This window comes from Oscillibacter sp. GMB15532 (assembly GCF_041020825.1).
Lineage (GTDB): Bacteria > Bacillota > Clostridia > Oscillospirales > Oscillospiraceae > Oscillibacter.
The window spans coordinates 110,303-133,792 of record NZ_JBEVTO010000001.1 but is presented as its reverse complement, the minus strand read 5'-3'; the positions used below and the strand labels follow the sequence as shown (position 1 = coordinate 133,792).

Sequence of the window (23,490 nt, the reverse complement as noted above, 5' to 3'; positions counted from 1 at the left end):
CTTATGAAAGCTCCGATAGTGCCTGGGCAAGAGGCAGGACCACCCGCCCAAGGCTCTCCAGCGCCTGCGTAAAGTCAAAATACTCCTCCGCCTGATTGTCAAAAAACAGGTGGTCGGACACGGATTTCAACGCGGCAAATTTCACATCGTTGCGCAGACAGACCTGCGCAACGGCGCAGGCCTCCATCTCCACCAGCAGGGGATGGAAGGTGTCGGCGATCCACCGGGCGCGATCCCCCTTCACGGCAAACCAGTCCCCGGTGGCGACCCGGCCCTTTACGGCGTCCACGCCTTGCTTTTTAAGAACAGACAGGCAGGCGTCCGGTTCCCATGTGGGAAATTCTGTTCTGTTCACAGTGGACACAAGGCCGATGGGGTCCCCCACGGCGGTGGTGTCCACGTCGTGCTGCACCAGCGTGTCCGCCACCACAAGGGAGCCGATGGCAAGGTCCGTGCAGCAGCCTGCCACCCCCGCGTTTAAAATCAGCTCCGCGCCAAAGCGCAGACAAAGAATTTCGGCGGCAGCGGCGGCGTTGACCTTGCCCACGCCGCCTGCGCAGGCAAGGATTCCCGGCGCGACTTCAAAAAAGGGAATGCCGGAGACTGTTTCCATGACCGGCAGCTCCCGCGCGCCGGGAAGGGCGTGCAGCTCCGCAGGCATGGCAAATTGCAGGGCGACTTTCATGAGGCTCCTCCTGAACTTCCGGCGGGCGAAAGGGCCAGAAGCCGTTCCGCCGCCGGGAAATGACAGCTTCATTGTAGCACAGGAAGGGGCGGCGGGCAACGGAAAGTTGCCGGGGAACCAACGTTTCATGCCGAATTTCAGTTCGCAAGGAATATCGCCTGCGGGGAAAAAGAACAGCCCCGCCGAAAGGCGGGGCTGGGGGGTTACGAGTACATGCCGTTGGCTGACATATAGTCGTAAATCATTTTGCCGTGCTCCTGCTCTTCCTTCTGGATGTGGTTCAGGGCGTCGCGGGCTTTTTCGTCCTTGAACTCGAAGACACAGGTGTCGTAGAGATGGGAGGCGTGCTTTTCCGTGGAGAGTACGTCGGAGCACAGGTAGCTGTCGTTTTGCTTGTCCTGCGTGTCCGCCGCGCCATAGGTCGCCTTGAAAGTGGGCTGGCTTTTCTGGGACCCTCCGCCTGTGGACGGAACCGTGCCCTTTTCCATCTGGGTAATGGTGTCAAGATGCTGCTGCTCGGTCTGGGCAATTTGCGTGAACAGGTCCTTTAGCTGGGGATCCGCCGCGCAGGAGGCGTGCTTGGTGTATTTGTCCACGCAGAGCTGCTCCTGCCCCTTCAAATCCTTTAAGAGACTGCTTTCTTTTTGACTTAACTGCATAAAATCACCTCTGGCCCCAGTATGCGCGGTTCACGGGAAAATATTCTCTGCAATTTTAAATCATGGACATACCTTTATCGACCTGCGAAATAGTAAGGAGGAGCGGTCAAAAGGCCGCTCCTCCGTGTCTGCACAATGCGTCGGCTGTCAGTTCAGGGGAATCGTAATGGTGTTGTCCCCGCTTTCCCAAAAGAAGGTCAGGGTGAGGGCCGTTGCCCGGTCTGCGTCCACAATCTGATCGAAGCTGGTGGTGCGCCCATAGTGCCCGTCGGCATAGCCTTCGGTTCCGGGGCCGTACAGCTCTTCAAGGACGGTTCCGTCCTCCATGGTCAAAGACACCGTGCACAAGGAACCGGCCTCGTTCAAATCGGAGTTTTCAACGAGGACTTCCAGCCCGTCTCCGCTGAGAGAAAGGGCCAGGGACAGCGGAGAGAGCTGAACGGAGTCCACCGTCACCGCGTGACCGTTCACCTGATAGGGTTCGCCGGTGGTAAAGCTTTGCATGGCATCGGTGTAGGTCAAGGGCCAGGACAACGACCATTGGCCCTCTGTCACGATGTACATGTCCAGATTCCCCCGGTCGGCCTGAAGATTTGCAAAATCCAGAGTGATGGTTTTGCCGTTCCAGTCCGCCTGCTGGGGATTATACAGCCGCAGCTCGAAATAGCGCTCGTTGTCCGCCCCGGAAAGAGAGGCTGCTTGGGCTGCGCCGCTCATGAACCCTCCACTCCAGCTGACATGGTCCGAACCTTCAAGTTTCACGCTCAGCATTTCAAAGCCGCTGGCGTCTGTCAGCGCCGTGCCCTCAGGCGCTTTGACGGAAAGAAGCAGGTAAACGCCATTCTGATCCCCGAGGGTTTGCAGGGCCGATACCGTCAGACCATTTTCTGTAACAGACTGTTCCGGGGCGCCCACCGCCCCGGAGGAGGACAGCAGCTCCTGCTGCTGCGGGTCCGCGCCGAAGCGCCGGGCCATGAACTCGTTCCACTGGAAAACGTAAGCGGCGGCTGCCGTCACGCAAAGGGCGGCCACTGCCGCCGCAGCAATAAAAAGGGCTTTTCGTCTCATTAGAAATCTCCTTTCAGTCCGGGCGGGGGCGCATTCGCTCAAAGCCTGCTCCACGGCTGTGTGAAAGCTCTGCGGCGCATCGGGAAACACGCCGTCCCAATCTTCATGCGTCATGTACCGGTACCTCCTTTTGTTCAAGGACCGACCGAAGCTCGGCCCTGGCGCGGGAGAGGCGGCTTTTCACCGTCCCTTCCGGAATTTTCAGCATCTGCGCAATCTCCGTCACCTGAAAGCCCTCTACATAGTGAAGCACAATCACCAGCCGCAGCTCTTCCCGCAGCGCCATGATGGCGGCGTAAAGCCCGGGGTCCCGGATCTGGGGCGGGGCTGTCTCCGGGAATGCATATTCCTCCAGAGACACGGTGTTTCGGTTTGCCCGGTAAATACGGTAGCACTCGTGAATCAAGATTCTGCAAAGCCACGTTTTGAAATAACCTGGCTCCCGTAAGGAGGGGAGCTTGTCATATGCCGCCGTAATCGCCTCCTGCACCGCATCCGCACAGTCACTGTCATTTTTCAGGATAGACTTGGAAATGCGGTACAGCGTGGGCTCTGCCGCAACGACGCGGGAAGCAAAATCATCTCTGTCCACGGCGGTTGTTCCTTTCTGTGTAACTATCTGGGTACATACAAAGTCCTTTTCCGGATGGCCGATCCAAATTTGAGCTCTACATATTAGAGGGAATGCGAAACCAAAAGGTTCACGCTCGGGCTGAAAATATTAAAAAAGTTTTCGGACGGACCTGAACAAGCCAGCCAAAGGACAACGCGAAATAACTTTTCCGAAAAAAGAAGGCGAGGAAAAGAAAGCGCGGCGGGCCTTTATACAAGGCCCGCCGCGCACGTAAAGATACAGCAATTTCAACTCTAAATGGTACAGAACCTCACTGTTTGAGAGCCGCGGTCTTCTCATACGCGGCGATGACCGCATTCATTGCCGCCGCCCGGAAGCCGCCCTCCTCCAGCGCGCGAACGCCCTGAATGGTGGTTCCGCCGGGGGAGCAAACCGCGTCCTTCAGCGCCCCGGGGTGCGTTCCGCTCTCCTGCTGCAAACGGGCTGTGCCGATCAGCGTCTGGGCGGCCAGCTCCATGGCCGTGGCCCGGGGCAGGCCGCAGGCCACGCCGCCGTCTGCCAAAGCCTCCAAAAACAGGCAGATAAACGCCGGGCCGCAGCCGGAGACGGCGCTGCCTGCGTCAATCATATGTTCGGGTAATGCGATAAATTTTCCCGCCCCGGCCATGTCGGCAAGGAAGGCCTGCTCCTCTTGGGCGGACACGTCGGCGCTGAGGGAATACAGCGTCATCCCCTCCCCAATGGAGCAAGGGGTGTTGGGCATGACGCGAATCACAGGGTAGGTATCTCCGGCCTGTTCCTGAATGTCCGCGATGGACAGGCCCGCCGCCATGCTCACCAGAATAAACCGCGTCTCCCGCGCGGCAAGGACGGGGCCAATGTCGGCCAAAAGTCCTTTCATCATGTGGGGCTTCACGCCCAGAAAGATGAAGTCCGCGCTCCCGGCCACAGCCTCGCCGTCTGCTGTACCGCAGCCCAGCTCTTCAGCCAGCGCCTCCGCCTTTGCCATGGTGCGGTTGGAGAGAAACACCTGATCCGGCTCCACCGTGCGGCATACCGCTCGGGCCAGCGCCCCGCCCATGTTTCCAACGCCGATAAATCCGTAAGTTGCCATAACGCTCCTACCTTTCGTACATTCGCCCGGCCCCGGCGGAGCAATCCGCCGGGGCCGGAACGCTTATTCCCGAATCTGACCTTCGCCGTAAATCACGTATTTGGAGCTGGTCAGCTCCTCTAAGCCCATGGGACCACGGGCGTGCATCTTCTGGGTGGAGATGCCGATTTCCGCGCCAAGGCCGAATTCAAATCCATCCGTAAACCGGGTGGAGGCATTGACGTACACCGCCGCTGCGTCCACCGCGTTTAAGAAGTGCTGGGCGGTAAAATAATTTTTGGTAATGATAGACTCGGAGTGGCCGGTGCCGTGGGCGTTGATAAAATCAATAGCCTCCGCAGCGTCCTTTACAACGCGGACTGCCAGAATATAGTCGTCATATTCTGCGTCCCAGTCCTCTTCCCGGGCGGGGACGGCGTTTCCGCCGATGAGGGCCAGAGCGGCCTCGTCGCACCGCAGCTCTACGTTTTTTTCCTTCAGGAGGGGAACGGCCTTTTCAAAAAAGGTGCCCGCCACGTCCTCCGCCACCAGTACGCACTCCACCGCGTTGCACACGGAGGGGCGGGAGCATTTTGCATTGAACAGGATTTTGGCGCCCATGTCCAAGTCCGCCTCGCTGTCGATATAGACGTGGCACACGCCCTCGCCGGTGCGGATGACGGGGACGGCGGCGTTTTTGGACACGGCGCGAATCAGGTCCGCGCCGCCACGGGGAATCAGCACATCCACGTACTCCGTCAGGTGCATCAGCTCATTTGCCGTGTCGCGGCTGGTGTCCTGCACCAGTGAGATGCAGTCCGCAGGCAGACCCGCGCTTTCCAGAGCGGCGCGCATCAGCTCCACCGCCGCCCGGTTGGAGCGGATGGCCTCCTTCCCGCCCCGGAGAATGCAGGCGTTGCCGGATTTCAGGCACAGGGCCGCCGCGTCGGCAGTGACGTTGGGCCGGGCCTCGTAGATAATGGCGATGACCCCGAGGGGGACCCGCCGCCGCCCGATAATCAGCCCGTTGGGCCGGGTTTCCATTTTTGTCACCGTGCCGATGGGGTCCGGCAGAGCTGCTACCTGACGGATGCCCTCCACAATCCCGGCAATCCGGTCCTTCGTCAGCGTCAGCCGGTCCAACATCGCGGGGCGCATCCCCGCCGCCGCTGCGGCGGACACGTCCTCTGCGTTGGCGGCAAGCCACAGGTCCTGTTTTTTCGTCAAAAGCTCGGCGATGGCCTCCAGCGCGGCGTTTTTCTGCGCCGTGCCGGTAATGGCCAGCACCCGTCCGGCGGTCCGGGCCAATTGGCCCTGCCGCTCTAAAGCTGTCATAGGTTCCATGCTCCGCGCCTCCTCATTTTAAAGCTAAAAATCTGGTCCCGATTTCCGCGCCGTCCACGATGCCGTACAGGTCCTCGGTCCGATCTCCGTTGGTGATCACCATGTCGCAGCCTGCCTCTGTGGCGATTTTGGCGGCAGACAGCTTGGTGGCCATGCCGCCGGTGCCCCGCCACGAGCCTGCGCCCCCCGCCATTTCCAGAATCTCCGGTGTCAGCGCCTCCACCCGGCGGATAAGCTTTGCATCCGGATGTGCGTGGGGGTCCGCGTCGTACAGCCCGTCGATGTCCGAAATCAGAATCAGCAGGTCCGCCCGGCACAGCTTTGCCACGATGGCGGAAAGCGTGTCGTTGTCGCCCAGAACCTTGTGCCGCCCGGTTTCAATCTCCGCCGAGGACACGGAGTCGTTTTCATTCACCACGGGAATGACACGCATCTCCAGCAACGCCCCGAAGGTGCTGGTGAGATGCTCCGCCCGAACGGAATCGTCCACGTCGTCCCCCGTCAGCAGAATCTGGGAGACGGTGCGGTTATACTCGGAAAAAAACTTGTCGTAAATGTGCATGATGCGGCACTGGCCCACCGCTGCTGCCGCCTGCTTAAGCCGCAGCTCCTTTGGCCGCTCAGGCATGTTCAGCCGGGCCGCGCCCACGGCAATGGCGCCGGAGGACACCAGAATCACCTGATGGCCCATACCGCTTAAATCCGAAAGAACCCGCACAAGCTGCTCGATGCGGTGCAGGTTCAACGCGCCGGAGTTGTGGGTGAGGGTAGAGGTGCCCACCTTCACCACAATACGCTGCTGCTTCAAAGTCCGTCAGCTCCCCTCAAGAGAATGATGATATATGGAAGCATTATATCACGGCGTTTTTCAAAAGGAAACCGGGTAAATTTCTAATTTTTGCAGAAGCTAGTGCGGAAAGCGAGGGATTTCATGACGGAAGAGACAAAAACAAAAAAGCAGACGGAAGAAGACGAGGCCGATACCGGCTCGGACACCGGTTCTGACAAGGGCGGAACCTCCCCGGAGACGTGGCAGCAGCAGATTGTGGACAGCGGCTCCGTCACCACCAAAACCCGGCGGGGAAGTCTCCACTGCCTCACCATTATCGGGCAAATTGAGGGGCACATGGCCGCCGCGCCCAACACAAAGGCTACGAAATACGAGCATGTGATGCCGCTGCTGGCAGCGCTGGAGCAGTCCGACGAGGTGGACGGCGTGCTGTTTCTTCTCAACACCGTGGGCGGCGACATTGAGGCGGGGCTTGGCATTGCGGAGCTGATTGCGGGCATGGGCAAGCCCACTGCGTCTCTGGTACTCGGAGGAAGCCATTCCATCGGCATCCCGCTGGCGGTGGCGGCAAAGCGGAGCTTTGCGGTGCCCTCCGCAGCCATGACGGTTCACCCCGTCCGCATGAGCGGCACGGTGATTGCCGCACCCCAGACGTATCATTACTTTGAGCGGTTACAGGACCGCATTGTGGACTTTGTCACCCGCAACTGCGCCATCGACCGGGAGAAATTCCTGTCCCTGATGATGAAGACCGGAGAAATGGCGGCAGACGTGGGCACGGTGCTTTACGGAGAAGAAGCCGTGGGTCTGGGGCTCATTGATCAGGTGGGCACGCTCTCCGACGCGCTGGATTGGCTGTATGGAGAAATAAAGCCGAAATCGGGAAGAAAAAAGCGCTCCTCCTGAAAGCGGAGGGGAACAGTCTGAGACGGTACAGAGAAAAATGCTGCGGGAGCGAAGTCGCTCCCGCGGCGTTTTTTACAGTCGGATGCGGAACAGACCGTGGCGATTGCAGCAGGCGTAAAGCGTACCGCTTCGATAGGAAAAGCGGGCCTCGGCGCTCTGCTCCGGGTAAAGCCGGACGATTTCCGCCCGGTTATCCGTCACCAGTGCGAAAAAGCTGATGAAGTGGTCCTTGCGCATGGGGTGGTCCAGTTCTACGTACCATTCGCCGTCCAGCCGCTGCGCCCGCAGGCCGTGGGCCTCGTCCGGTTCCTCGGCCTCCAGAGGCGGAAGGCTCACGCCGCAGCAGGAAAACGAGCCCTCACCCGCGGCCCACAGGACGTTTCCGCAGATGGGGCAGACGTAGAATTTGCTCCGCAGGAGATTTCCGGAGCGGTTGGCGTTGACAAAGCATTCGCCGCTCAAAAGCTCCGCCACCGAGACGCTCAGGGCTGATGCCAAGGACTCCAGCAGGGAGATGTCCGGCAGGCCCCGGCCGGTCTCCCATTTTGAAACGGTTTTATCGCTGACGCAAAGCATCTGGGCAAGCTGGCGCTGGGTAAGCTGCTTTTTCTCCCGCAGCTCCCGGATAGTCCCGCCCGTTACATAGTGATTCATCAATTGTGTTCCTCATTTTCATCGGATTTGCCGCTATGGGCAGAATACCGCGTTCGGGGCGGATTGGCAACCTACGCTCCGCAGAGTTGAAGGCAGAAGCACTTCGGGGAATGGCTCTCCCACAGCGTTCTCAAATTGTACCTTGAATATAAGCGGGTTTTTTGATATAGTAGAGTAGTTACAGTATCTCTATTGACAGAGGTGGCTTCATTGTACTTAAAGGCATTGGAAATTCAGGGCTTCAAATCCTTTCCCGACAAAACGGTTTTGAAGTTCGGCGAGGACATCACCGCCATTGTGGGGCCCAACGGCTCCGGAAAATCGAATACCTCCGACGCCATCCGCTGGGTCATGGGAGAGCAGAGCGTGAAGGGCCTGCGGGGCGCGAAGATGGAGGACGTGATTTTTGGCGGCACTGCCAAGCGGCCCCAGCAGGGGTTTGCGCAGGTGACGCTGGTGCTGGACAATACGGAGCACATTTTCCCCGCCATGGAGGAGGCCGAGGTGGCCGTCACCCGGCGGTACTACCGCAGCGGGGAGAGCGAATATTACATCAACCGCCAGTCCGTCCGGCTGAAGGACGTGACGGAGCTGTTTCTGGACACCGGCATGGGCCGGGAGGGGTATTCTATTATCGGACAGGGTAAGATTGATGAGATCCTGTCCACCAAAAGCGGCGACCGCCGGGAGATTTTCGAGGAAGCCGCAGGTATTTCCAAATACCGCCACCGCAAGGAGGAGGCGGAGCGCAAGCTCCAGCGCACGGACGAAAATCTGGTGCGCATCAACGACAAGATCGCGGAGCTTGAATTGCAGGTGGAGCCTTTGCGCGATCAGGCAGAGAAGGCGAAGAAATACCTGATTTTCCGGGATGAGCTGCGAAATTTGGAGATTTCCACCTGGCTGGAGGATCTGGATGCGCTGAAGGCCGGGGCCAGAAAGCTGGAGAGCGACTTCCGTGCCGCCGAGGCCGCACGGGACGAGGCCCGGGTCCAACTGGACGCGCTGTACGCCGAGGGTGAGCAATATGGTCAGCGGATGCGGGAAAAGGACATGGAGGCGGAAAGCCTGCGAACGCAGGCCGGGGAGCAGGACGCGCTGGCGGCCGAGCAGGAATCCGCCGTGGCCGTGCTGAAAACCACCGCCGCCCACCATCGGGAGAACATTGACCGGGTGGAGCGGGAGCTGCGGGATCAGGAGAATCGGGCGGACGGCCTGAGTCGGCAAATTGAGGAGCAGGCCGAGCGCATCGCGGAGATTGACCGACAGATTGCCGAAGAGTCCGCGACGCTGGAAGCCCTGCTGGCGCAGGCCCGGGAGGCGTCACAGACGGCGGAGGGCAAGCTGACCGAGGCAGAACGCCTGCGGGCCAAGGAGACGCTGGCAGTGTCCGCCGCTGCGGACGCGCGGGCGGAGGCCTCGGCGGCGGCGGCGGAGCGCGCCCAGATTTCAGAGCGCCGGGCCGCATCGGAGACGGAGCTTGCAAGTGCCCGGGAGCGGCTGGACCAGACAGGCAGCGAGGCCAAGACCAACCGCCGCGCGCTGGAAGACGCCCGGGACGAGGCCGGTGCCGTTGCCAATATCATCGCGGGCCATACCATGAAAATGGAGGAGCGGCAGCGCAAAGCCGGGGAAGCGGCGGAGAAAGCGAACAAGCTGACCATGGACGCCGGGGCGCTGGACAACCGTATCCGGCTGCTGACGGAGATGGAAAAGGAGTACGAGGGCTTTTCCAAGGCCGTCCGTCTGGTGTGTCAGGCCCAAAGCAGCCTGCGGGGGATTCGCGGGCCGGTGGCGGGGCTGATGAGCGTGGAGCGGAAATACTCCGTGGCCATCGAAATCGCCTTGGGCGCAGGACTTCAGAACATTGTGGTGGACCGGGAAGAGGACGCAAAGGCCGCCATCGGCTTTTTAAAGCAGCGGGACGCGGGACGAGCCACCTTCCTGCCCCTGTCCGCCATCCGGGGCGACGAGCTGCGGGAAAGCGGCCTGGAGCGGGAATACGGCTACGTGGGCCTTGCTTCCGGGCTGGTGGAATACGACCCGCAGTATGCGGGCATTTTCCGAAATCTCTTGGGCCGCACCGTGGTGGCGGAGGACTTGGACTGCGGCATCGCCATGGCAAGGAAGTATGGAAACCGTTTTCGGATCGTCACGCTGGACGGACAGGTGATGAACCGGGGCGGCTCCATGACCGGCGGCAGTGTCAGCCGCAGCGCAGGCGTTTTGAGTCGGGCGGCGGAGTTGAAGGAGCTTCACGGAAAAGCGGAGACGCTGAACCGCCGCCTGAGTGAAGCAAAGGCTGAGGCAGAGGAGCTGAACCGGGAGCTGGAAAAAGCCCGGTATGAGCTGGAGACGGCGCAGAGCCAGCAGCGGGCGGCGGAGGACGAGGTCCTTCGTCTGGAGGGGCGGCAGAGCCACTTTGACATTTTGCTTCAAAGTCTGCGTGCAAGCCTTGAAACTCTGGAGGGCGAGTGCGAGGCCCTTTCCGGCCGCCTGACGGAGTGCGACCGCCGGGGGGCGAAAGCGGCGGCGAATATTGCCGCCGCAGAGGCCGAGGCCGCAGCCCTCCGTTCCAGGGCAGACGAGCAGCTTTCCGGGCAGACGGAGCTTTTGGCCCGTGCGGGAGAGCTGAGCGAATCGGTCAGCGCACGGAAGTCCCATCTTGCCGCCCTGCGGGCGGAGCGGGAGGGCGCGGCTCTTCGTGCGGAGGACTTGCAGAGCCTGAAAACTGACCTCTCCGGCGACCGCTCGGTACGGGAGGAGACGCTGGAAACGGGCCGGGCGGCCATTGCCCGTGCGGAGGAAGAAATCGCGGCGAGGCAGGCGCAGGCGCAGGCATTGCGCGAACAGGGACAGGCCCTGCGGGACCGCCTTGCGGCGCTGGACCGGGAGAAAATCGCGCTGGAAGCGGAGCGCACCGCCAAGAGCCGCGCCGGGCAGGAGATGAACGAGCATCTGCTGGATTTAGAGCGCACCGCCAGCCGGCTGGAGCAGAAAATGGCCACAGGCGCGCTGGAGGAAAAGCAGATTTTGGACCGTTTGTGGGAACACTACGAGCTGAGCCATTCCGATGCGCAGGCCCAGCGGGTGGAGCTGGAGAGCCGCTCGAAAGCCAACCGCCGCATCGGCGAGCTGAAGCGGGAGATTTCCGCGCTGGGTACGCCCAATATCGGGGCCATCGAGGAATTCGACCGGGTGAACACCCGCTATACCTACCTCAGCGAGCAGCGGGACGACGTGGAGAAGGCCGGAAGTGAAATCCGGCGGGTGATTGAAGAGTTGACCCGCGAGATGACCGGGATTTTCTCCCAGCAGTTCAAGCTTTTGAGCGAGAGCTTCCAGTCTACCTTCGTGGATTTGTTCGGCGGCGGGCAGGCCACGCTGGAGCTGGAGGACGAGAGCGACATTTTAAACTGCGGCATTGAAATTAAGGCCCAGCCGCCGGGAAAAACTTTGAAGACCATTTCCCTTCTTTCCGGCGGAGAAAAGGCGTTCGTGGCCATCGCGCTGTATTTCTCCATACTGAAAGTACATCCCACGCCCTTTTGCGTGATGGACGAGATCGAGGCGGCGCTGGACGACGCCAACGTCAGCCGATACGCCCGGTACATGCGCACCCTTGCGGGGAAGACGCAGTTTATCGTCATCACCCACCGCCGCGGCACCATGGAGGAAGCCGACGTGCTTTACGGCGTGACCATGCAGGAGCAGGGCGTGAGCAAAATTCTGACCATCAATCTCAACGACATGGCAAAGGAATTGAACATCAAATGAGGAGGGACAGACGATGTCCGCTAAAAAGAAAAATCTGCTGGTAATTGCAGTGGCGGCGCTGGGATGCACCGTGGTGCTGGCGGGAGGAATGCTGAATAACGATCCTCTGAGGTATGCCGGGGTGGCACTGGTGGTGTCCGTGCTGGTGCTGGAAATCATTTTCTTCCGTTGCCCCAGCTGTAAGCGGTGGCTGGGGCGGCGTTTCCGGCCCGGAAAGCATTGCCCCCACTGCGGCGAAGTGATTGAATAAATTTTAAAGGACGGGTACTATGGGCTTTTTCAGCAAACTGAAAAAAATTTGGCAGGAGGACATCACCGGCTATGCCATTTCCCCTGACGACGAGGCGTTTTTCGACGATTTGGAGGAAAGTCTCATTCTGGCGGATCTGGGCGTGGAAACTTCCGCCGAGGCGGTGGAGCGTCTCCGGTCCAAAATGAAGCGGGAGGGCGTCTCCGGCGAAACGGCGGTGCGCGCCGCCCTGCGGGAAATTCTGGCCGAGATGCTGAATGTGGGCGATACTGCCCTCAATCTGGAAGAGAAGCCCGCCGTGGTGCTGTTCATCGGCGTGAACGGCGTGGGGAAAACCACATCCATCGGCAAGCTGGGCCACCGCATGAAGGAGGAGGGCAAGCGGGTCCTCTTCTGCGCGGCGGATACCTTCCGCGCCGCCGCTGCCGACCAGCTTCAAATCTGGGCAGAGCGGGCCGAGTGCGAGCTGGTGCGCTCCGGCGAGGGGGCGGACCCCGGTGCGGTGCTGTTTGACGCACTTTCCGCCGCCAAGGCCCGGAATGTGGACGCTGTGCTGTGCGACACCGCCGGGCGGCTCCACAACAAGGAAAACCTCATGAAGGAGCTGGCGAAGCTCTCAAAAATCATTGACCGGGAGTGTCCCGGAGCCAGCCGGGAAACACTGTTGGTGCTGGATGCCACCACCGGGCAAAACGGCCTGATTCAGGCGAGGGGCTTCCGGGAGACGGCGGGGCTTACCGGCATCGTCCTCACCAAGCTGGACGGCACGGCCAAGGGCGGCATCGTCATCGCCATTGCAAAAGAGCTGGGCGTACCCGTGAAATTTGTGGGTCTGGGTGAGGGAATTGACGATCTGCGCCCCTTCGACGCGAAGGAATACGTGGAGGCCATCATATAAAAAGGAGAACAGCCATGACCAGAATCGACGGACGGGCCTTTGATATGCTGCGGCCTGTGACAATTACAACTGATTTTGTGGAGTTTCCGGAAGGAAGCTGCCTGATTACCTGCGGAAATACCAAGGTGCTCTGCTGCGCCAGCGTGGAGGAGCGCGCCCCGTTCCATGTGCCGGAGGGAACCGGCTGGGTAACGGCGGAATACAGCATGCTGCCCCGTGCCAACCGGGATCGGTCTAAACGGGATATCTCCAAGCTGAAGCTGTCCCCCCGCAGCGCGGAAATCCAGCGGCTGGTGGGCCGGTCCCTCCGGGCCGCCGTGGATATGACCAAGCTGGGAGAGCGGACCATCACCGTGGACTGCGACGTGCTTCAGGGCGACGGTGGGACCCGCACAGCCAGCGTTACCGGCGGCTACGTGGCCCTTGCGCTTGCGGTGCGCAGGCTGATGAAGGAGGGTGCGCTCAGGCAAAATCCCCTGAAAACCTCCGTGGCGGCGGTGTCCGCCGGAATCGTGAAGGACCAGCTGCTGCTGGACCTGTGCTACGAGGAGGACTCATCCGCGCAGGTGGATTTGAACTGCGTGATGACAGGAGATGGGGCGCTGGTGGAAGTGCAGGGCACCGGCGAGGGCCGGGCCTTTACCATAGAAGAGCAGCGGAAGCTGGTGGACCTGTGCGCCAAGGGAATCCGGGAGCTTGGGGCCATGCAGCAGGCCGCGCTGGGAGGATGAAGATGGAACAGGCGAAGTTTGTGCTGGCGACACAAAACCCCGGCAAGCTCCGGGAGATGGCCGCCATTCTGGAAATTCTGGGGGTGGATGTGGTCAGCCCCGCAGAGCTGGGGCTGCATGTGGACGTGGAGGAGACGGGCGAAACCTTCGCGGAAAATGCCATGCTTAAGGCAAAGGCTGTGTGTGCTGCGGCGGGCCTGCCCGCCATCGCGGACGATTCGGGCCTGTGCGTGGACGCGCTGAACGGAGGACCGGGGGTTTACTCTGCCCGGTATGGCGGCCCGGAGCTGGACGACCGGGGGCGGTATATGCTGCTTTTAAACTCCATGCGGGGCGTGCCTACCCGCTCGGCTCACTTTGAAACCGCCGTGGCCTGCGCGTTTCCCAATGGGGATACTTTGACGGTGGCGGGCCGGTGTGACGGGGCGATTGCCTTTGCCCCCATCGGAGACGGCGGCTTTGGCTATGACCCGGTGTTTTTGGTGCCGGAAAAGGCCAAGACCTTCGGCCAGATGACGGATGCGGAAAAGGCCGAAGTTTCCCACCGCGGCAAGGCTTTGCGGGCGTTTGCCGAGGAGCTGAGGGCGTACCTCGGAAAGTGAGAACCCAGTCAAGCGCCAGGCGGGAAAAGCACATGCCGCGCGGACGGAGCTTCGCTCTTTGAAATTTGTGCGTTGAAAAAAGATTTTTGGAAATTCGGGAAACTTATTGACAAATTCCTGCGTCTGTCATAGAAATATAAAAATCAAGCTTAGGGGAGATTATCTGAAATTTATGGAACTGACAAGTAAACAGCGCGCGCAGCTGCGCGGCATGGCAAATACCATCGACACGATTTTGCACATCGGCAAGGAGGGCGTGACCGAGGCGGTCATCCAGCAGGCAAATGAAGCGCTGGAAGCGCGGGAGCTGGTGAAGGGCCGGGTTTTGGAAAATTCCCTGCTTACTGCGAGGGAGGCCTGCGACCAGTTGACGCTGCCCACCCGCAGCGAGCCGGTGCAGGTCATCGGGAGCAAGTTTGTGCTCTACCGGGAAACCCACTCCAAGCCCAAGGACAAGCGGATTGCTCTGGTGAAAGACAAGCCCCGCAGGGAGCGCAAGGCTTGATTTTGAAGACGCAAGGGGGAAGCGCACATGCGGATTGGCATTTACGGCGGGACCTTTAACCCGCCTCATTTGGGCCATATCACGGCGGCGCGGGCGGTGTTTGAGCTGCTGAAGCTGGATAAGCTTCTGCTGATACCCGACAGTCTTCCACCTCACAAGCCCTTGCCCACCGGCAGCCCCACGGCGGAGCAGCGTTTGGAGCTGACACGCCTTGCGGGAGAGCAGACGGGGCTTGGAGACAGGGTGGAGACGCTGGACCTTGAGCTGCGCCGGGGCGGAACCAGCTACACGGCGGATACGCTGGAGGCCGTCCGGTCACTGTATCCGGACGACGAGCTGTGGCTTTTGATGGGGACGGATATGTTTCTGACGCTTCACCTCTGGCACGAGCCGGAGCGCATTCTCGCCTTGGCGGGAATCGCGGCCTTCGGCCGGTCGGAAGCCGACACGGAGGAGCTGTTCGCGCCCCAGCGGGAGTATCTCTATCATAAGTATCCCTCCGCCCGCATTTTCACCCTCACGGTCCCCGGCGTGGTGGACATCTCCTCCACGGACCTGCGGGACAAACTGGCGGCTGGCGGCGGAAGCCGGTATCTTGCCCCGGCGGTATACGGACTGATTCTGCGGGACAGGCTGTATGGGACAAATGCGGATTTGCGTGCGCTGCACCTCAACCAGCTCCGGCCCGTGGCGCTGAGCTATCTGAGCCACAGCCGAATCCCCCATGTGCTGGGCACGGAGCAGGCGGCCATCCGTCTGGCCCTGCGATATGGCGCGGACGTCCACAAGGCCCGGGTGGCGGCCCTGCTGCACGACTGCACGAAAAAGCTGAGGATGGAAGAGCAATCGGCCCTTTGCCGGCAGTACGACATCCCCATGGACGAGCTGGAGCGTAAGGCGCTGAAGCTGCTTCATGCCAAGACCGGCGCGGCGATTGCCCGGGACGTGTTCGGCGTGGACGACGAGATTTACACAGCCATTTTCTGGCACACAACTGGTCACGCTGGGATGACGCTTCTGGAAAAAATTATGTATCTGGCGGATTACATCGAGCCCACCCGCAGCTTTCCCGGCGTGGATGCGCTGCGCGCGGCCTGCGACGAGGATTTGGACAAAGGGCTGCTGCTGGGCCTTACCATGACGGTCCAGGAGATGCGCGAGATGGGAAATCCCGTCCACAGCGCCACGCTGGAGGCAGTGGAGTATCTGAAAGGAAACTGAAAGGCAAACGATGAACGAGAAAAAGAAAGGCCCGGGCAAGCGGTGGGAAGAAAAGGCCTGCCCCGCAAAAACGGAAGGAAAAACAAAAAGGCATCGACTGACGGGGACCCAAAGGGGCCTCATTGCGCTGGCGTGCGTACTGGCGGCGGTGCTGTCTGTGACGCTGGCTTATCGGGCGGTGTTTGTCAAGCCGGAGCTGCACCAGAAGGAGGACCCGACTTCCTCTCAGGAGGAGGACGACGACTATGGCGATGGCATGCGTCCCCGCAGTGACGGGACCCGCAAAAGCAAGGATTATTACACGGTTCTGGTGATGGGCCGGGACACCGGCGGCGGCGGCAACACGGACACCATGATGCTGGCCAGCTACGACGTGACGAACCAGAAACTCACCGTGATGAATATTCCACGGGACACCATGGTAAACGTGTCCTGGGACATCAAGCGCATCAACTCCGTATACAATTATTACGGAGGAGGCGACAAGGGCGTCAAAAAGGTCTATCAGGAAATTTCCCAGCTTGTGGGCTTTGAGCCGGACTATCAGGTGATTATCGAGTGGGATGCGGTGGGCAAGCTTGTGGACGCCATCGGCGGGGTCCAGTTCGACGTGCCCCGGAACATGAACTATGAAGACCCCTATCAGGATTTGTCTATTCATATCCAAAAGGGCGATCAGCTGCTGAACGGCGAGCAGGCCATGGGCGTCATCCGCTACCGTCACGATAACAATATGAAATACGGCTATGCCGACGGGGATCTGGGCCGTATCAAAACCCAGCAAGCGTTTTTGAAGGCGGTGATCGAGCAGCTTTTGCAGGTGAAAAATGTGGGGAAGATCAACCAGTTCTCCAAAATTTTTCAGGAGAACGTGGAAACCGACCTCAGCGTGCAGAATCTGTTCTGGTTTGGAAAGTCCGCCATTATGGGCGGACTGAGCATGGAGAATGTGGAGTTTGTCACCATGCCCAATACCATGAAATCCTGTTATAGCCCCTCGGTCAGCAGACAGGTGGGGAAGAACAACTGGCAGTCCTATGTGGTACCCAACGCCAAGGAGCTTCTGGACTTGGTGAACAACAGCCTCAGCCCCTTTACGGAGGTATTTACCCTTAAGGATCTGGATATTATGAGTGTGAACGCTGACGGCTCCGTCAGCTCCTCCACCGGCCATGTGGAGGACTCCAGAGCCGCAAAGGCCCCGGTGCTTCTCTATGGCCAAAAGACCGATACGAAAGAACCCGAGCAGTCGGTGACGGATGGGGACGGAAATCCTGTCGATCCGGAGACGGGCCTGCCCGTCACGCCGGAGGACGGCTCCGGAGCAACAACGCCCGGCACCACCACCCCCGGCACAACGGACCCGGGAACCACAGGCCCCGGCACGACAACGCCCGGGACCACCACTCCCGGCACGACGGACCCGGGAACCACCACGCCCGGTACGACAGACCCAGGAACGACTACCCCCGGTACGCCGGACCCCGGCACGACGACACCGGGGACGCCAGACCCCGGTACGGTTACTCCACCGGACGAAGGGGTATTTGTCCCGCCGGAGGTCACCGAGGTGCCGTCCGGTCTGGCCGAGTGACAAGGAGACAAGGGCGCTTTGCGCCCCGGAACCAGTTAAAATTGCCGCGTTTTCAGGCGGCCCCAATTTGAAAGGAAGAGATGCATGACACCAAAGGAAATTGCAATCAGTGCCGTTTCGGCGCTGGACGAGAAAAAGGGCGGAGAGATTTCCGCCATTGAGATTGCGGACCTGACCACGCTGGCAGACTATTTCGTCATCGCAACCGGTACCTCAAACACCCAGATCAACGCCCTGTGCGATGCGGTGGAGAAGCGGCTGAAGGAGCAGGGAGAGACGCCCCTGCGCCGGGAGGGCTATCGGGACGGAACATGGGTGCTTCTGGATTACGGCTGCGTGACTGTGCACGTGTTTTCTCAGGAGGCCCGGGAATTTTACGATTTGGAGCGCCTGTGGCGGGACGGCAAGCGGCTGGATCTGACGGAGGTTTTGACCCGGGACTGAGCCGCCTTGGGGTGGACTGCGGATTTTCCTTGACAAAAAGGGAAAACCCCCGTAAAATAGCGGTGTTCAAAAACGTTGATGGGATAAAAGACGGGTTTTTCTGCCTCAGAGAGCCGGCGGCTGGTGCGAGCCGGTGGAGAAGGTCCGTGGATAACTGGTCCCGGAGTTTCCCGCCTGAAGAAGAGTAGGGCGGGGCGGGCGGCCCCGTTACAGGCTGATGGTCCGAGAGGGCGCGGGCGGGTTTGCGGCGTTGGCCGGGATTCCGGGCCTGCCGCCGTTTCGGGACCCGAGAGGGCCGACCGGGCGACTGGCGGCTGAATCAGGGTGGTATCGCGTCACAACGCCCCTGACCGCTGCGGTCAGGGGCGTATTTTTTTCGTTGCCCGACCGGGGCAAACATGAGAAAGGAACGGTCTTGTAAAATGAAATACGATTTTACCGGCATTGAAAAAAAGTGGCAGGAGCGATGGAAGACGGAAAAGCCTTTCGCCGCCGTGAACGGCGACACCTCTAAGCCCAAGTTCTACGGGCTGATTGAGTTCCCCTATCCCTCCGGGCAGGGGCTCCATGTGGGCCATCCCCGGCCCTATACCGCCATGGATATCATCTGCCGCAAAAAGCGGATGCAGGGCTATAACGTGTTGTTCCCCATCGGGTTTGACGCGTTTGGTCTGCCTACGGAGAACTACGCCATCAAAATGCACATCCATCCCCGGAAGGTGACGGAGGACAATATCGCCAATTTCCGCAGCCAGATTCAGTCCCTTGGCTACTCCTTCGACTGGGATCGGGAGGTGGACACCACCGACTCAAGCTACTACAAGTGGACCCAGTGGATTTTCCTCCAGATGTTTAAAAAGGGGCTTGCCTATAAATCCACTATGCCTGTCAACTGGTGTACCTCCTGCAAGTGCGTGCTGGCCAACGAAGAGGTGGTTGAGGGCGTGTGCGAGCGCTGCGGCAGCGCCGTGGTTCGCAAGGAGAAGAGCCAGTGGATGCTGAAAATTACCGAGTATGCCCAGCGCCTGATTGACGATCTGGACGATGTGGACTATATCGAGCGGGTGAAAATCCAGCAGCGCAACTGGATTGGCCGGTCCGAGGGCACGGAGGTGGACTTCACCGCCGACAACGGAGATAAGCTGACGGTATACACCACCCGGTGCGACACGCTGTTCGGCGTGACCTATATGGTCCTGTCCCCGGAGCATGAGTATCTTAAAAAGTGGAAGGACCAGATCAAAAACTGGGACGAGGTTGCGACCTACATGGACGCGGCAGCCCGCAAGTCCGATCTGGAGCGCACGGAACTGAATAAGGAAAAAACCGGCGTGCGGCTGGAGGGCATCTCCGCCGTTCACCCCGTTACAGGTGCGAAAATCCCTGTGTTCGTCTCCGATTACGTGCTGATCACCTACGGTACTGGCATCGTCATGGGCGTGCCGGGCCACGACCAGCGCGACTGGGAGTTTGCCACCAAGTTTAACCTTCCCATCGTGGAGGTGGTCCGGGGCGGCGACATTACGAAAGAAGCCTTTGCCCTGAAGGACGACACCGGCATCATGGTGAACTCGGGCTTCTTGGACGGGTTGACTGTGAAGGAAGCCATCCCCGCCATGAAGGACTGGCTGGTGGAAAAGGGCATCGGTCAGGCCAAGACCAACTATAAGCTGCGGGACTGGGTGTTCTCCCGCCAGCGGTATTGGGGCGAGCCGATTCCCATGGTCCACTGCGAAAAGTGCGGCTGGGTACCCCTGCCGGAGGAGCAGCTTCCCCTGGTGCTGCCCAACGTGGAGAATTACGAGCCGACAGAGGACGGCGAAAGCCCCCTCTCAGCCATGACCGACTGGGTGGCAACCACCTGCCCCCATTGCGGCGGCCCCGCCCGGCGGGAGACGGACACCATGCCCCAGTGGGCCGGGTCCAGCTGGTATTTTCTGCGGTATATGGACCCCCACAATGAAAACGCGCTGGCCTCCAAGGAAGCGCTGGACTATTGGTCCCCGGTGGACTGGTACAACGGCGGCATGGAGCACACCACGCTCCACCTGCTGTACAGCCGGTTCTGGCACAAGTTCCTCTACGACATCGGCGTGGTCCCCACCAAGGAGCCGTATCAGAAGCGCACCAGCCACGGCATGATTTTGGGCGAGGGCGGCGAGAAAATGTCCAAGTCCCGGGGCAACGTGGTGAATCCCAACGACATTGTGGAGCAGTACGGCGCGGACACCATGCGCCTGCACATCATGTTCATCGGCGACTTTGAAAAGGCCGTCTCCTGGTCCAACGAGGCGGTGAAGGGTTCCAAGCGCTTTTTGGATAGGGTGTGGAATCTGGCGGAGTCCGCCTCCGACAGCTACGAAGTGACCCCCGCCAACGAGTCGATGATTCACAAAACCATTAAGAAGGTGACGGAGGACATCGATGAGCTGAAGATGAACACCGCCATCTCTGCCATGATGACCTTGGTGAACGAGTTCTACGCCAACGGCGCCAGCCGGGGCGACATAAAATATCTGCTGCTGCTGCTCAGTCCCTTCGCGCCCCATATTACGGAGGAGCTGTGGGAGAGTCTGGGCTTTGCCGGGATGACGGGCGGCATGGCCTGCGCGCAGCCGTGGCCCGCCTTTGACGAAAGCAAAACCGCCGCCGCCACCGTGGAGATGGCGGTACAGGTGGGCGGGAAGCTGAAGGGTACCGTGGTGCTCCCCGCCGATTGCGACGAGGAGGCGGTGAAGACCGCCGCGTTGGAAGTGGAAAAGGTGCAAAAGGCCGTGGAGGGCATGGAGATTGTCAAGACCATCTATGTAAAAAACCGCCTCATCAATCTGATTGTAAAGCCGCGCTAAGCTGTTGTTTGCAAAAGGGAATGGGTACAACTGTACCCATTCCCTTTTACGTAGGTGTTTGGCTTAGAAACTGTACTTATTTTTAAATGGTCTTGTGCTTTACTTGAACCAGTTTTTTCACGCCTATATTAATGAATAAAGGCGAGTGATCCGTCCACAAAAGAGACGTTATTTTACTTGGTTTTGCTCATATATTTAAAACCAAAATAGAGTGAGAGAGATATAATTAAAATACCGGCAACGATTAAGCCGATGTCGAAGAATAGAATATTTGATGCTCTTGTCATGGCAATTACTTGAATGGCAGGCATAAATGATTGATTACTGTATGCCTCACGATTTATTGCGGCGGCATAAATAAGATTTATGCCAATTCCCCCAGTGGCAGTACACAGGGCACCGATCATTGCCATTGCACATATTATGCAAATCATCGTTTTTCTCCTTGTGTTATTATTATAAAAAATGAAACATTTTTATTTTAAAATATAGTTGTTAGAAAATATATTTCTTATAAAAGCAACTTCGAAATATGTATCAGATTGTCCGAGGTGTGGAGCGTTTTTTCCTTGGAAAAAATGCTCCACACCGATATTAACGGTTGCCAATGATGTTTGAAAAGTGGTTAAATTCTAACTAAACTGACATCATACCCTGAGTTGTAGACGCCTCCTGTGCAGTTGCCATCGAACTCACTGATTGTAATTCCGGCAAGATTTTGTACGACGCAGTGGAATGTGTAATATTGGCGATTAACATAACAGACAATTGAAGCTTTGTATCGATAGGGGATAGCATAATCGATACTTTCCGTATTGGTAACCGATGCACTTTTGCCTGCATTCACCGATATATTTGCCTCAATTATGTTTGAGGGAATTGTTATTTGAGCAGAGATAGAACCGCTGAAAGTCGTCGACACGCCTTTTGAGTATGTCAAGTGCGGCCAAGTACCTTCACTAGGGTAATTAGCATTGGATGCTGGCCCCGCCACAACCTTTTCGATGTGTTGAGTTGTGCAGCGAACATTTGTAAAAATGTACGTGTAATGGGTGGGATCATTTGCTCTGGGGGAAATAGATGGAATATAAGTAATAATAGAGTTTGTAGAAAGATGCTCGATTCTTTCCGCAGACTCTGCGGCCAAAGCCGGAACACACAGGGACAGGCTGATAACCAGCGCCAGAGCCAAACTCATCATTTTCCGTTTCATGGTATACCTCTTTTCTCATTTTGTAAAAAATTTGCAGAACAGAGATATTGCGAAATAGTTGCTGCAAGTTTACTGCATCGGACTGCTCCTTTCGTGCCCCGGAGACGTGGGATCGCCGGTTTTCAATTCCCTACATACTATTAAGACGTTAAAAAGTTCAAAGACGTTACAATATTTTCCAAATGGTGTTAAAGCATGAGGATTGATTATATAATTATGGATTCAGTTGTGATAGCAAGTGTGTGAATCCTGTTTAAAAACTTCTATAAAGGCATGGGATGGACAGAAATCGTATCTGTCAAAAAGGGGGCCGGTTTGGCTCTGCACCTGCCGGGAAAAGACGACCAATGCAGGCAAGTCGACTTTGAAGTGGACAAAACTCTAAAATATTGGGCGTATTTACCAAAAAATTTGTGTTTTTAAAAAGTAAATGTTATAATGTTACTACTATGGAGGGTTTTTCATGAAATTAGGAATTGTGACACGTCCCCTAAATTTTATAAATCTCTAATTCTTCATGAAAGTCTCTGAAGCCGCATGACTGCTGGGTATGAACTTAACATTGAGGAAATCGTGGAAGCCCGCTGCGAATTAAAGTGATTACCTGACCATAAGACTTGCATCAGAAACAAACACATTACTTCCCATTATGTTTATTAAACTAAGAAGCATATTATCCACATTGGCGCTGTTGAGCTACTCATAATTAATTATCTTGAAATGAGGAAATTGTTTTGGTTAATAAGAAAAAAATATTAAAAAAGCATAAAGCGATATATTTTTTAAAGTTAGCCTTTTCCATTGCCGTCTTTTTAATCGTTATTGGAGGAGTTGGGGCGATCGCCCTTGGCACTGCTGATAGTGTTTCTAATAGAATTTTTGGAATATTCTTCTATCTTTTAATTTTTACTGGAGGTATACTTATACTGCAAAAAAGCAAAAAGAAGTGGGCTAATTTACACAATACTGGTGCTATATTCTTTGCAGACGAAAAGAATAGCGAAAAAGCGACTGATATAAAAAAGACTATCCCGCCTTCGGAATGCGCGGACGAATACACAAACACTTTGGTAAGAATTCACAAGTTGAACGAAAATATATTAAATGAAGATATCTCGGAAAAAATATCACGAATAGAACTGATTACTACACATATTTTTGAGATTATTGAAAGAGAACCGGAAAAGTCAAGTAAGGTGAATATGTTTGTTAGCTATTATCTTCCCACTACATTAAAATTGCTCGATAAATATTCTCAATACGAGGAATACGGTACAAGCCAAAACGTATCTGATTTAAGAAAAGAAATTGAAACCATAATTGAAAAACTGGTTTTGGGATTTGAAAAGCAGCTAGACGCCTTGGCAATTGATGATGTTATAGATGTTACGAGCGATATTGATGTTCTTGAATCAGTGATGATAAGGGACGGACTATTAAATAATGAATTCACGCTGGGTCGTTGAATTATTAGAGAACAAACTTTACTCAAAGGAAACAAGCCGGGCCTAAGGTCTAGACGAATGAGCGATAGATTCCCTTGTACAGGATATTGCCGCAAAAAATCATGACCGTTACATTACGGTCCGACACGAAGGTTCCTGTACGAATTTCGCAATTTATTTATGCGAAA

General features: G+C 57.5%; 22 protein-coding genes. 12 read left to right on the top strand and 10 right to left on the bottom strand.

All coding sequences use genetic code 11. From position 1 onward, the window contains the following. Position 1: 1 nt before the first annotated feature. The 7 genes from ABVS15_RS00645 to proB all read right to left on the bottom strand — a co-directional run bounded on the left by ABVS15_RS00645 (position 2) and on the right by proB (position 6,231). On the bottom strand, positions 2-685 hold the full coding sequence (locus ABVS15_RS00645) for a 5'-methylthioadenosine/S-adenosylhomocysteine nucleosidase (RefSeq protein ID WP_369281871.1): 684 nt from the start codon (positions 683-685) through the stop codon (positions 2-4). Positions 686-888: 203 nt separating this feature from the next. Beyond that, the gene (locus ABVS15_RS00640; protein WP_369281870.1) at positions 889-1,344 is read right to left on the bottom strand and encodes a spore coat protein; all 456 of its coding nucleotides are present in this window, start codon (positions 1,342-1,344) and stop codon (positions 889-891) included. Between the two features lie 147 nt (positions 1,345-1,491). Continuing rightward, the gene (locus tag ABVS15_RS00635) at positions 1,492-2,526 is read right to left on the bottom strand and encodes a hypothetical protein (RefSeq protein ID WP_369281869.1); all 1,035 of its coding nucleotides are present in this window, start codon (positions 2,524-2,526) and stop codon (positions 1,492-1,494) included. Further along, the gene (locus ABVS15_RS00630; RefSeq protein ID WP_369281868.1) at positions 2,516-3,004 is read right to left on the bottom strand and encodes an RNA polymerase sigma factor; all 489 of its coding nucleotides are present in this window, start codon (positions 3,002-3,004) and stop codon (positions 2,516-2,518) included. The genes ABVS15_RS00635 and ABVS15_RS00630 overlap by 11 nt, the downstream gene beginning before the upstream one ends. A 292-nt stretch (positions 3,005-3,296) precedes the next feature. After that, complete coding sequence (gene proC / locus ABVS15_RS00625) at positions 3,297-4,100, bottom strand: pyrroline-5-carboxylate reductase (protein ID WP_369281867.1); 804 nt, start codon at positions 4,098-4,100, stop codon at positions 3,297-3,299. Between the two features lie 63 nt (positions 4,101-4,163). After that, complete coding sequence (locus ABVS15_RS00620) at positions 4,164-5,414, bottom strand: glutamate-5-semialdehyde dehydrogenase (RefSeq protein ID WP_369282196.1); 1,251 nt, start codon at positions 5,412-5,414, stop codon at positions 4,164-4,166. Between the two features lie 22 nt (positions 5,415-5,436). Beyond that, positions 5,437-6,231, bottom strand: coding sequence for a glutamate 5-kinase (gene proB, locus ABVS15_RS00615; protein WP_369281866.1), 795 nt, complete (start codon positions 6,229-6,231; stop codon positions 5,437-5,439). Between the two features lie 123 nt (positions 6,232-6,354). Here proB and ABVS15_RS00610 point away from each other — a divergent pair, with 123 nt between their 5' ends. Beyond that, positions 6,355-7,119: a ClpP family protease gene (locus ABVS15_RS00610; RefSeq protein ID WP_369281865.1), complete on the top strand. Its 765-nt coding sequence runs from the start codon at positions 6,355-6,357 to the stop codon at positions 7,117-7,119. A gap of 72 nt (positions 7,120-7,191) precedes the next feature. Here ABVS15_RS00610 and ABVS15_RS00605 read toward each other — a convergent pair whose 3' ends face one another. Then, positions 7,192-7,773 carry a helix-turn-helix domain-containing protein gene (locus tag ABVS15_RS00605; protein WP_369281864.1) on the bottom strand — a complete coding sequence of 194 codons (582 nt, stop codon included), beginning with the start codon at positions 7,771-7,773 and terminating at the stop codon, positions 7,192-7,194. Between the two features lie 201 nt (positions 7,774-7,974). On the opposite strand from ABVS15_RS00605, the gene smc reads away from it, so the two are divergent. The 10 genes from smc to leuS all read left to right on the top strand — a co-directional run bounded on the left by smc (position 7,975) and on the right by leuS (position 20,644). Beyond that, positions 7,975-11,550: a chromosome segregation protein SMC gene (gene smc, locus ABVS15_RS00600; protein WP_369282195.1), complete on the top strand. Its 3,576-nt coding sequence runs from the start codon at positions 7,975-7,977 to the stop codon at positions 11,548-11,550. Positions 11,551-11,563: 13 nt separating this feature from the next. Continuing rightward, positions 11,564-11,800 (top strand): hypothetical protein, encoded by a 237-nt coding sequence (locus tag ABVS15_RS00595; RefSeq protein ID WP_369281863.1) that lies wholly within the window; start codon positions 11,564-11,566, stop codon positions 11,798-11,800. Positions 11,801-11,819: 19 nt separating this feature from the next. Beyond that, positions 11,820-12,698: a signal recognition particle-docking protein FtsY gene (ftsY, locus tag ABVS15_RS00590; protein WP_369281862.1), complete on the top strand. Its 879-nt coding sequence runs from the start codon at positions 11,820-11,822 to the stop codon at positions 12,696-12,698. 14 nt (positions 12,699-12,712) lie between these two features. Beyond that, on the top strand, positions 12,713-13,429 hold the full coding sequence (rph, locus tag ABVS15_RS00585; protein ID WP_369281861.1) for a ribonuclease PH: 717 nt from the start codon (positions 12,713-12,715) through the stop codon (positions 13,427-13,429). A gap of 2 nt (positions 13,430-13,431) precedes the next feature. Next, positions 13,432-14,031, top strand: a complete 600-nt coding sequence (locus ABVS15_RS00580; RefSeq protein ID WP_369281860.1) for an XTP/dITP diphosphatase — start codon at positions 13,432-13,434, stop codon at positions 14,029-14,031. A 172-nt stretch (positions 14,032-14,203) separates the two neighbouring features. Beyond that, the gene (locus ABVS15_RS00575; protein WP_293010617.1) at positions 14,204-14,536 is read left to right on the top strand and encodes a YhbY family RNA-binding protein; all 333 of its coding nucleotides are present in this window, start codon (positions 14,204-14,206) and stop codon (positions 14,534-14,536) included. Between the two features lie 27 nt (positions 14,537-14,563). Then, positions 14,564-15,757, top strand: a complete 1,194-nt coding sequence (yqeK, locus tag ABVS15_RS00570) for a bis(5'-nucleosyl)-tetraphosphatase (symmetrical) YqeK (protein ID WP_369281859.1) — start codon at positions 14,564-14,566, stop codon at positions 15,755-15,757. Between the two features lie 10 nt (positions 15,758-15,767). Further along, positions 15,768-17,351, top strand: coding sequence for an LCP family protein (locus ABVS15_RS00565; RefSeq protein WP_369281858.1), 1,584 nt, complete (start codon positions 15,768-15,770; stop codon positions 17,349-17,351). An 84-nt stretch (positions 17,352-17,435) separates the two neighbouring features. Continuing rightward, complete coding sequence (rsfS, locus tag ABVS15_RS00560; protein ID WP_312634621.1) at positions 17,436-17,795, top strand: ribosome silencing factor; 360 nt, start codon at positions 17,436-17,438, stop codon at positions 17,793-17,795. A gap of 422 nt (positions 17,796-18,217) precedes the next feature. Next, positions 18,218-20,644: a leucine--tRNA ligase gene (gene leuS, locus ABVS15_RS00555; protein WP_369281857.1), complete on the top strand. Its 2,427-nt coding sequence runs from the start codon at positions 18,218-18,220 to the stop codon at positions 20,642-20,644. A 173-nt stretch (positions 20,645-20,817) separates the two neighbouring features. Here the strand turns inward: leuS and ABVS15_RS00550 are convergent, their stop codons facing one another. Both ABVS15_RS00550 and ABVS15_RS00545 read right to left on the bottom strand, forming a co-directional pair. Then, the gene (locus tag ABVS15_RS00550) at positions 20,818-21,078 is read right to left on the bottom strand and encodes a hypothetical protein (RefSeq protein ID WP_369281856.1); all 261 of its coding nucleotides are present in this window, start codon (positions 21,076-21,078) and stop codon (positions 20,818-20,820) included. A gap of 191 nt (positions 21,079-21,269) precedes the next feature. After that, positions 21,270-21,857 (bottom strand): hypothetical protein, encoded by a 588-nt coding sequence (locus ABVS15_RS00545; protein ID WP_369281855.1) that lies wholly within the window; start codon positions 21,855-21,857, stop codon positions 21,270-21,272. Between the two features lie 734 nt (positions 21,858-22,591). Between ABVS15_RS00545 and ABVS15_RS00540 the strand changes: the two genes are divergently transcribed. Continuing rightward, entirely contained in the window at positions 22,592-23,323 is a 732-nt protein-coding gene (locus ABVS15_RS00540) for a 5-bromo-4-chloroindolyl phosphate hydrolysis family protein (RefSeq protein WP_369281854.1), read from the top strand. Positions 23,324-23,490: the final 167 nt, after the last annotated feature.

Bases quoted from the DNA above. Each gene is read 5' to 3' on its own strand.
- ABVS15_RS00565 (WP_369281858.1), top strand. From the start codon at position 15,768: ATGAACGAGAAAAAGAAAGGCCCGGGCAAGCGGTGGGAAGAAAAGGCC.
- ABVS15_RS00550 (WP_369281856.1), bottom strand. From the start codon at position 21,078: ATGATTTGCATAATATGTGCAATGGCAATGATCGGTGCCCTGTGTACT.
- leuS (WP_369281857.1), top strand. From the start codon at position 18,218: ATGAAATACGATTTTACCGGCATTGAAAAAAAGTGGCAGGAGCGATGG.
- rph (WP_369281861.1), top strand. From the start codon at position 12,713: ATGACCAGAATCGACGGACGGGCCTTTGATATGCTGCGGCCTGTGACA.
- ABVS15_RS00640 (WP_369281870.1), bottom strand. From the start codon at position 1,344: ATGCAGTTAAGTCAAAAAGAAAGCAGTCTCTTAAAGGATTTGAAGGGG.
- proC (WP_369281867.1), bottom strand. From the start codon at position 4,100: ATGGCAACTTACGGATTTATCGGCGTTGGAAACATGGGCGGGGCGCTG.
- ABVS15_RS00545 (WP_369281855.1), bottom strand. From the start codon at position 21,857: ATGAAACGGAAAATGATGAGTTTGGCTCTGGCGCTGGTTATCAGCCTG.
- ABVS15_RS00580 (WP_369281860.1), top strand. From the start codon at position 13,432: ATGGAACAGGCGAAGTTTGTGCTGGCGACACAAAACCCCGGCAAGCTC.
- ABVS15_RS00610 (WP_369281865.1), top strand. From the start codon at position 6,355: ATGACGGAAGAGACAAAAACAAAAAAGCAGACGGAAGAAGACGAGGCC.
- ABVS15_RS00575 (WP_293010617.1), top strand. From the start codon at position 14,204: ATGGAACTGACAAGTAAACAGCGCGCGCAGCTGCGCGGCATGGCAAAT.
- rsfS (WP_312634621.1), top strand. From the start codon at position 17,436: ATGACACCAAAGGAAATTGCAATCAGTGCCGTTTCGGCGCTGGACGAG.
- ABVS15_RS00620 (WP_369282196.1), bottom strand. From the start codon at position 5,414: ATGACAGCTTTAGAGCGGCAGGGCCAATTGGCCCGGACCGCCGGACGG.
- ABVS15_RS00635 (WP_369281869.1), bottom strand. From the start codon at position 2,526: ATGACGCATGAAGATTGGGACGGCGTGTTTCCCGATGCGCCGCAGAGC.
- ABVS15_RS00645 (WP_369281871.1), bottom strand. From the start codon at position 685: ATGAAAGTCGCCCTGCAATTTGCCATGCCTGCGGAGCTGCACGCCCTT.
- ftsY (WP_369281862.1), top strand. From the start codon at position 11,820: ATGGGCTTTTTCAGCAAACTGAAAAAAATTTGGCAGGAGGACATCACC.
- yqeK (WP_369281859.1), top strand. From the start codon at position 14,564: ATGCGGATTGGCATTTACGGCGGGACCTTTAACCCGCCTCATTTGGGC.
- ABVS15_RS00605 (WP_369281864.1), bottom strand. From the start codon at position 7,773: ATGAATCACTATGTAACGGGCGGGACTATCCGGGAGCTGCGGGAGAAA.
- ABVS15_RS00595 (WP_369281863.1), top strand. From the start codon at position 11,564: ATGTCCGCTAAAAAGAAAAATCTGCTGGTAATTGCAGTGGCGGCGCTG.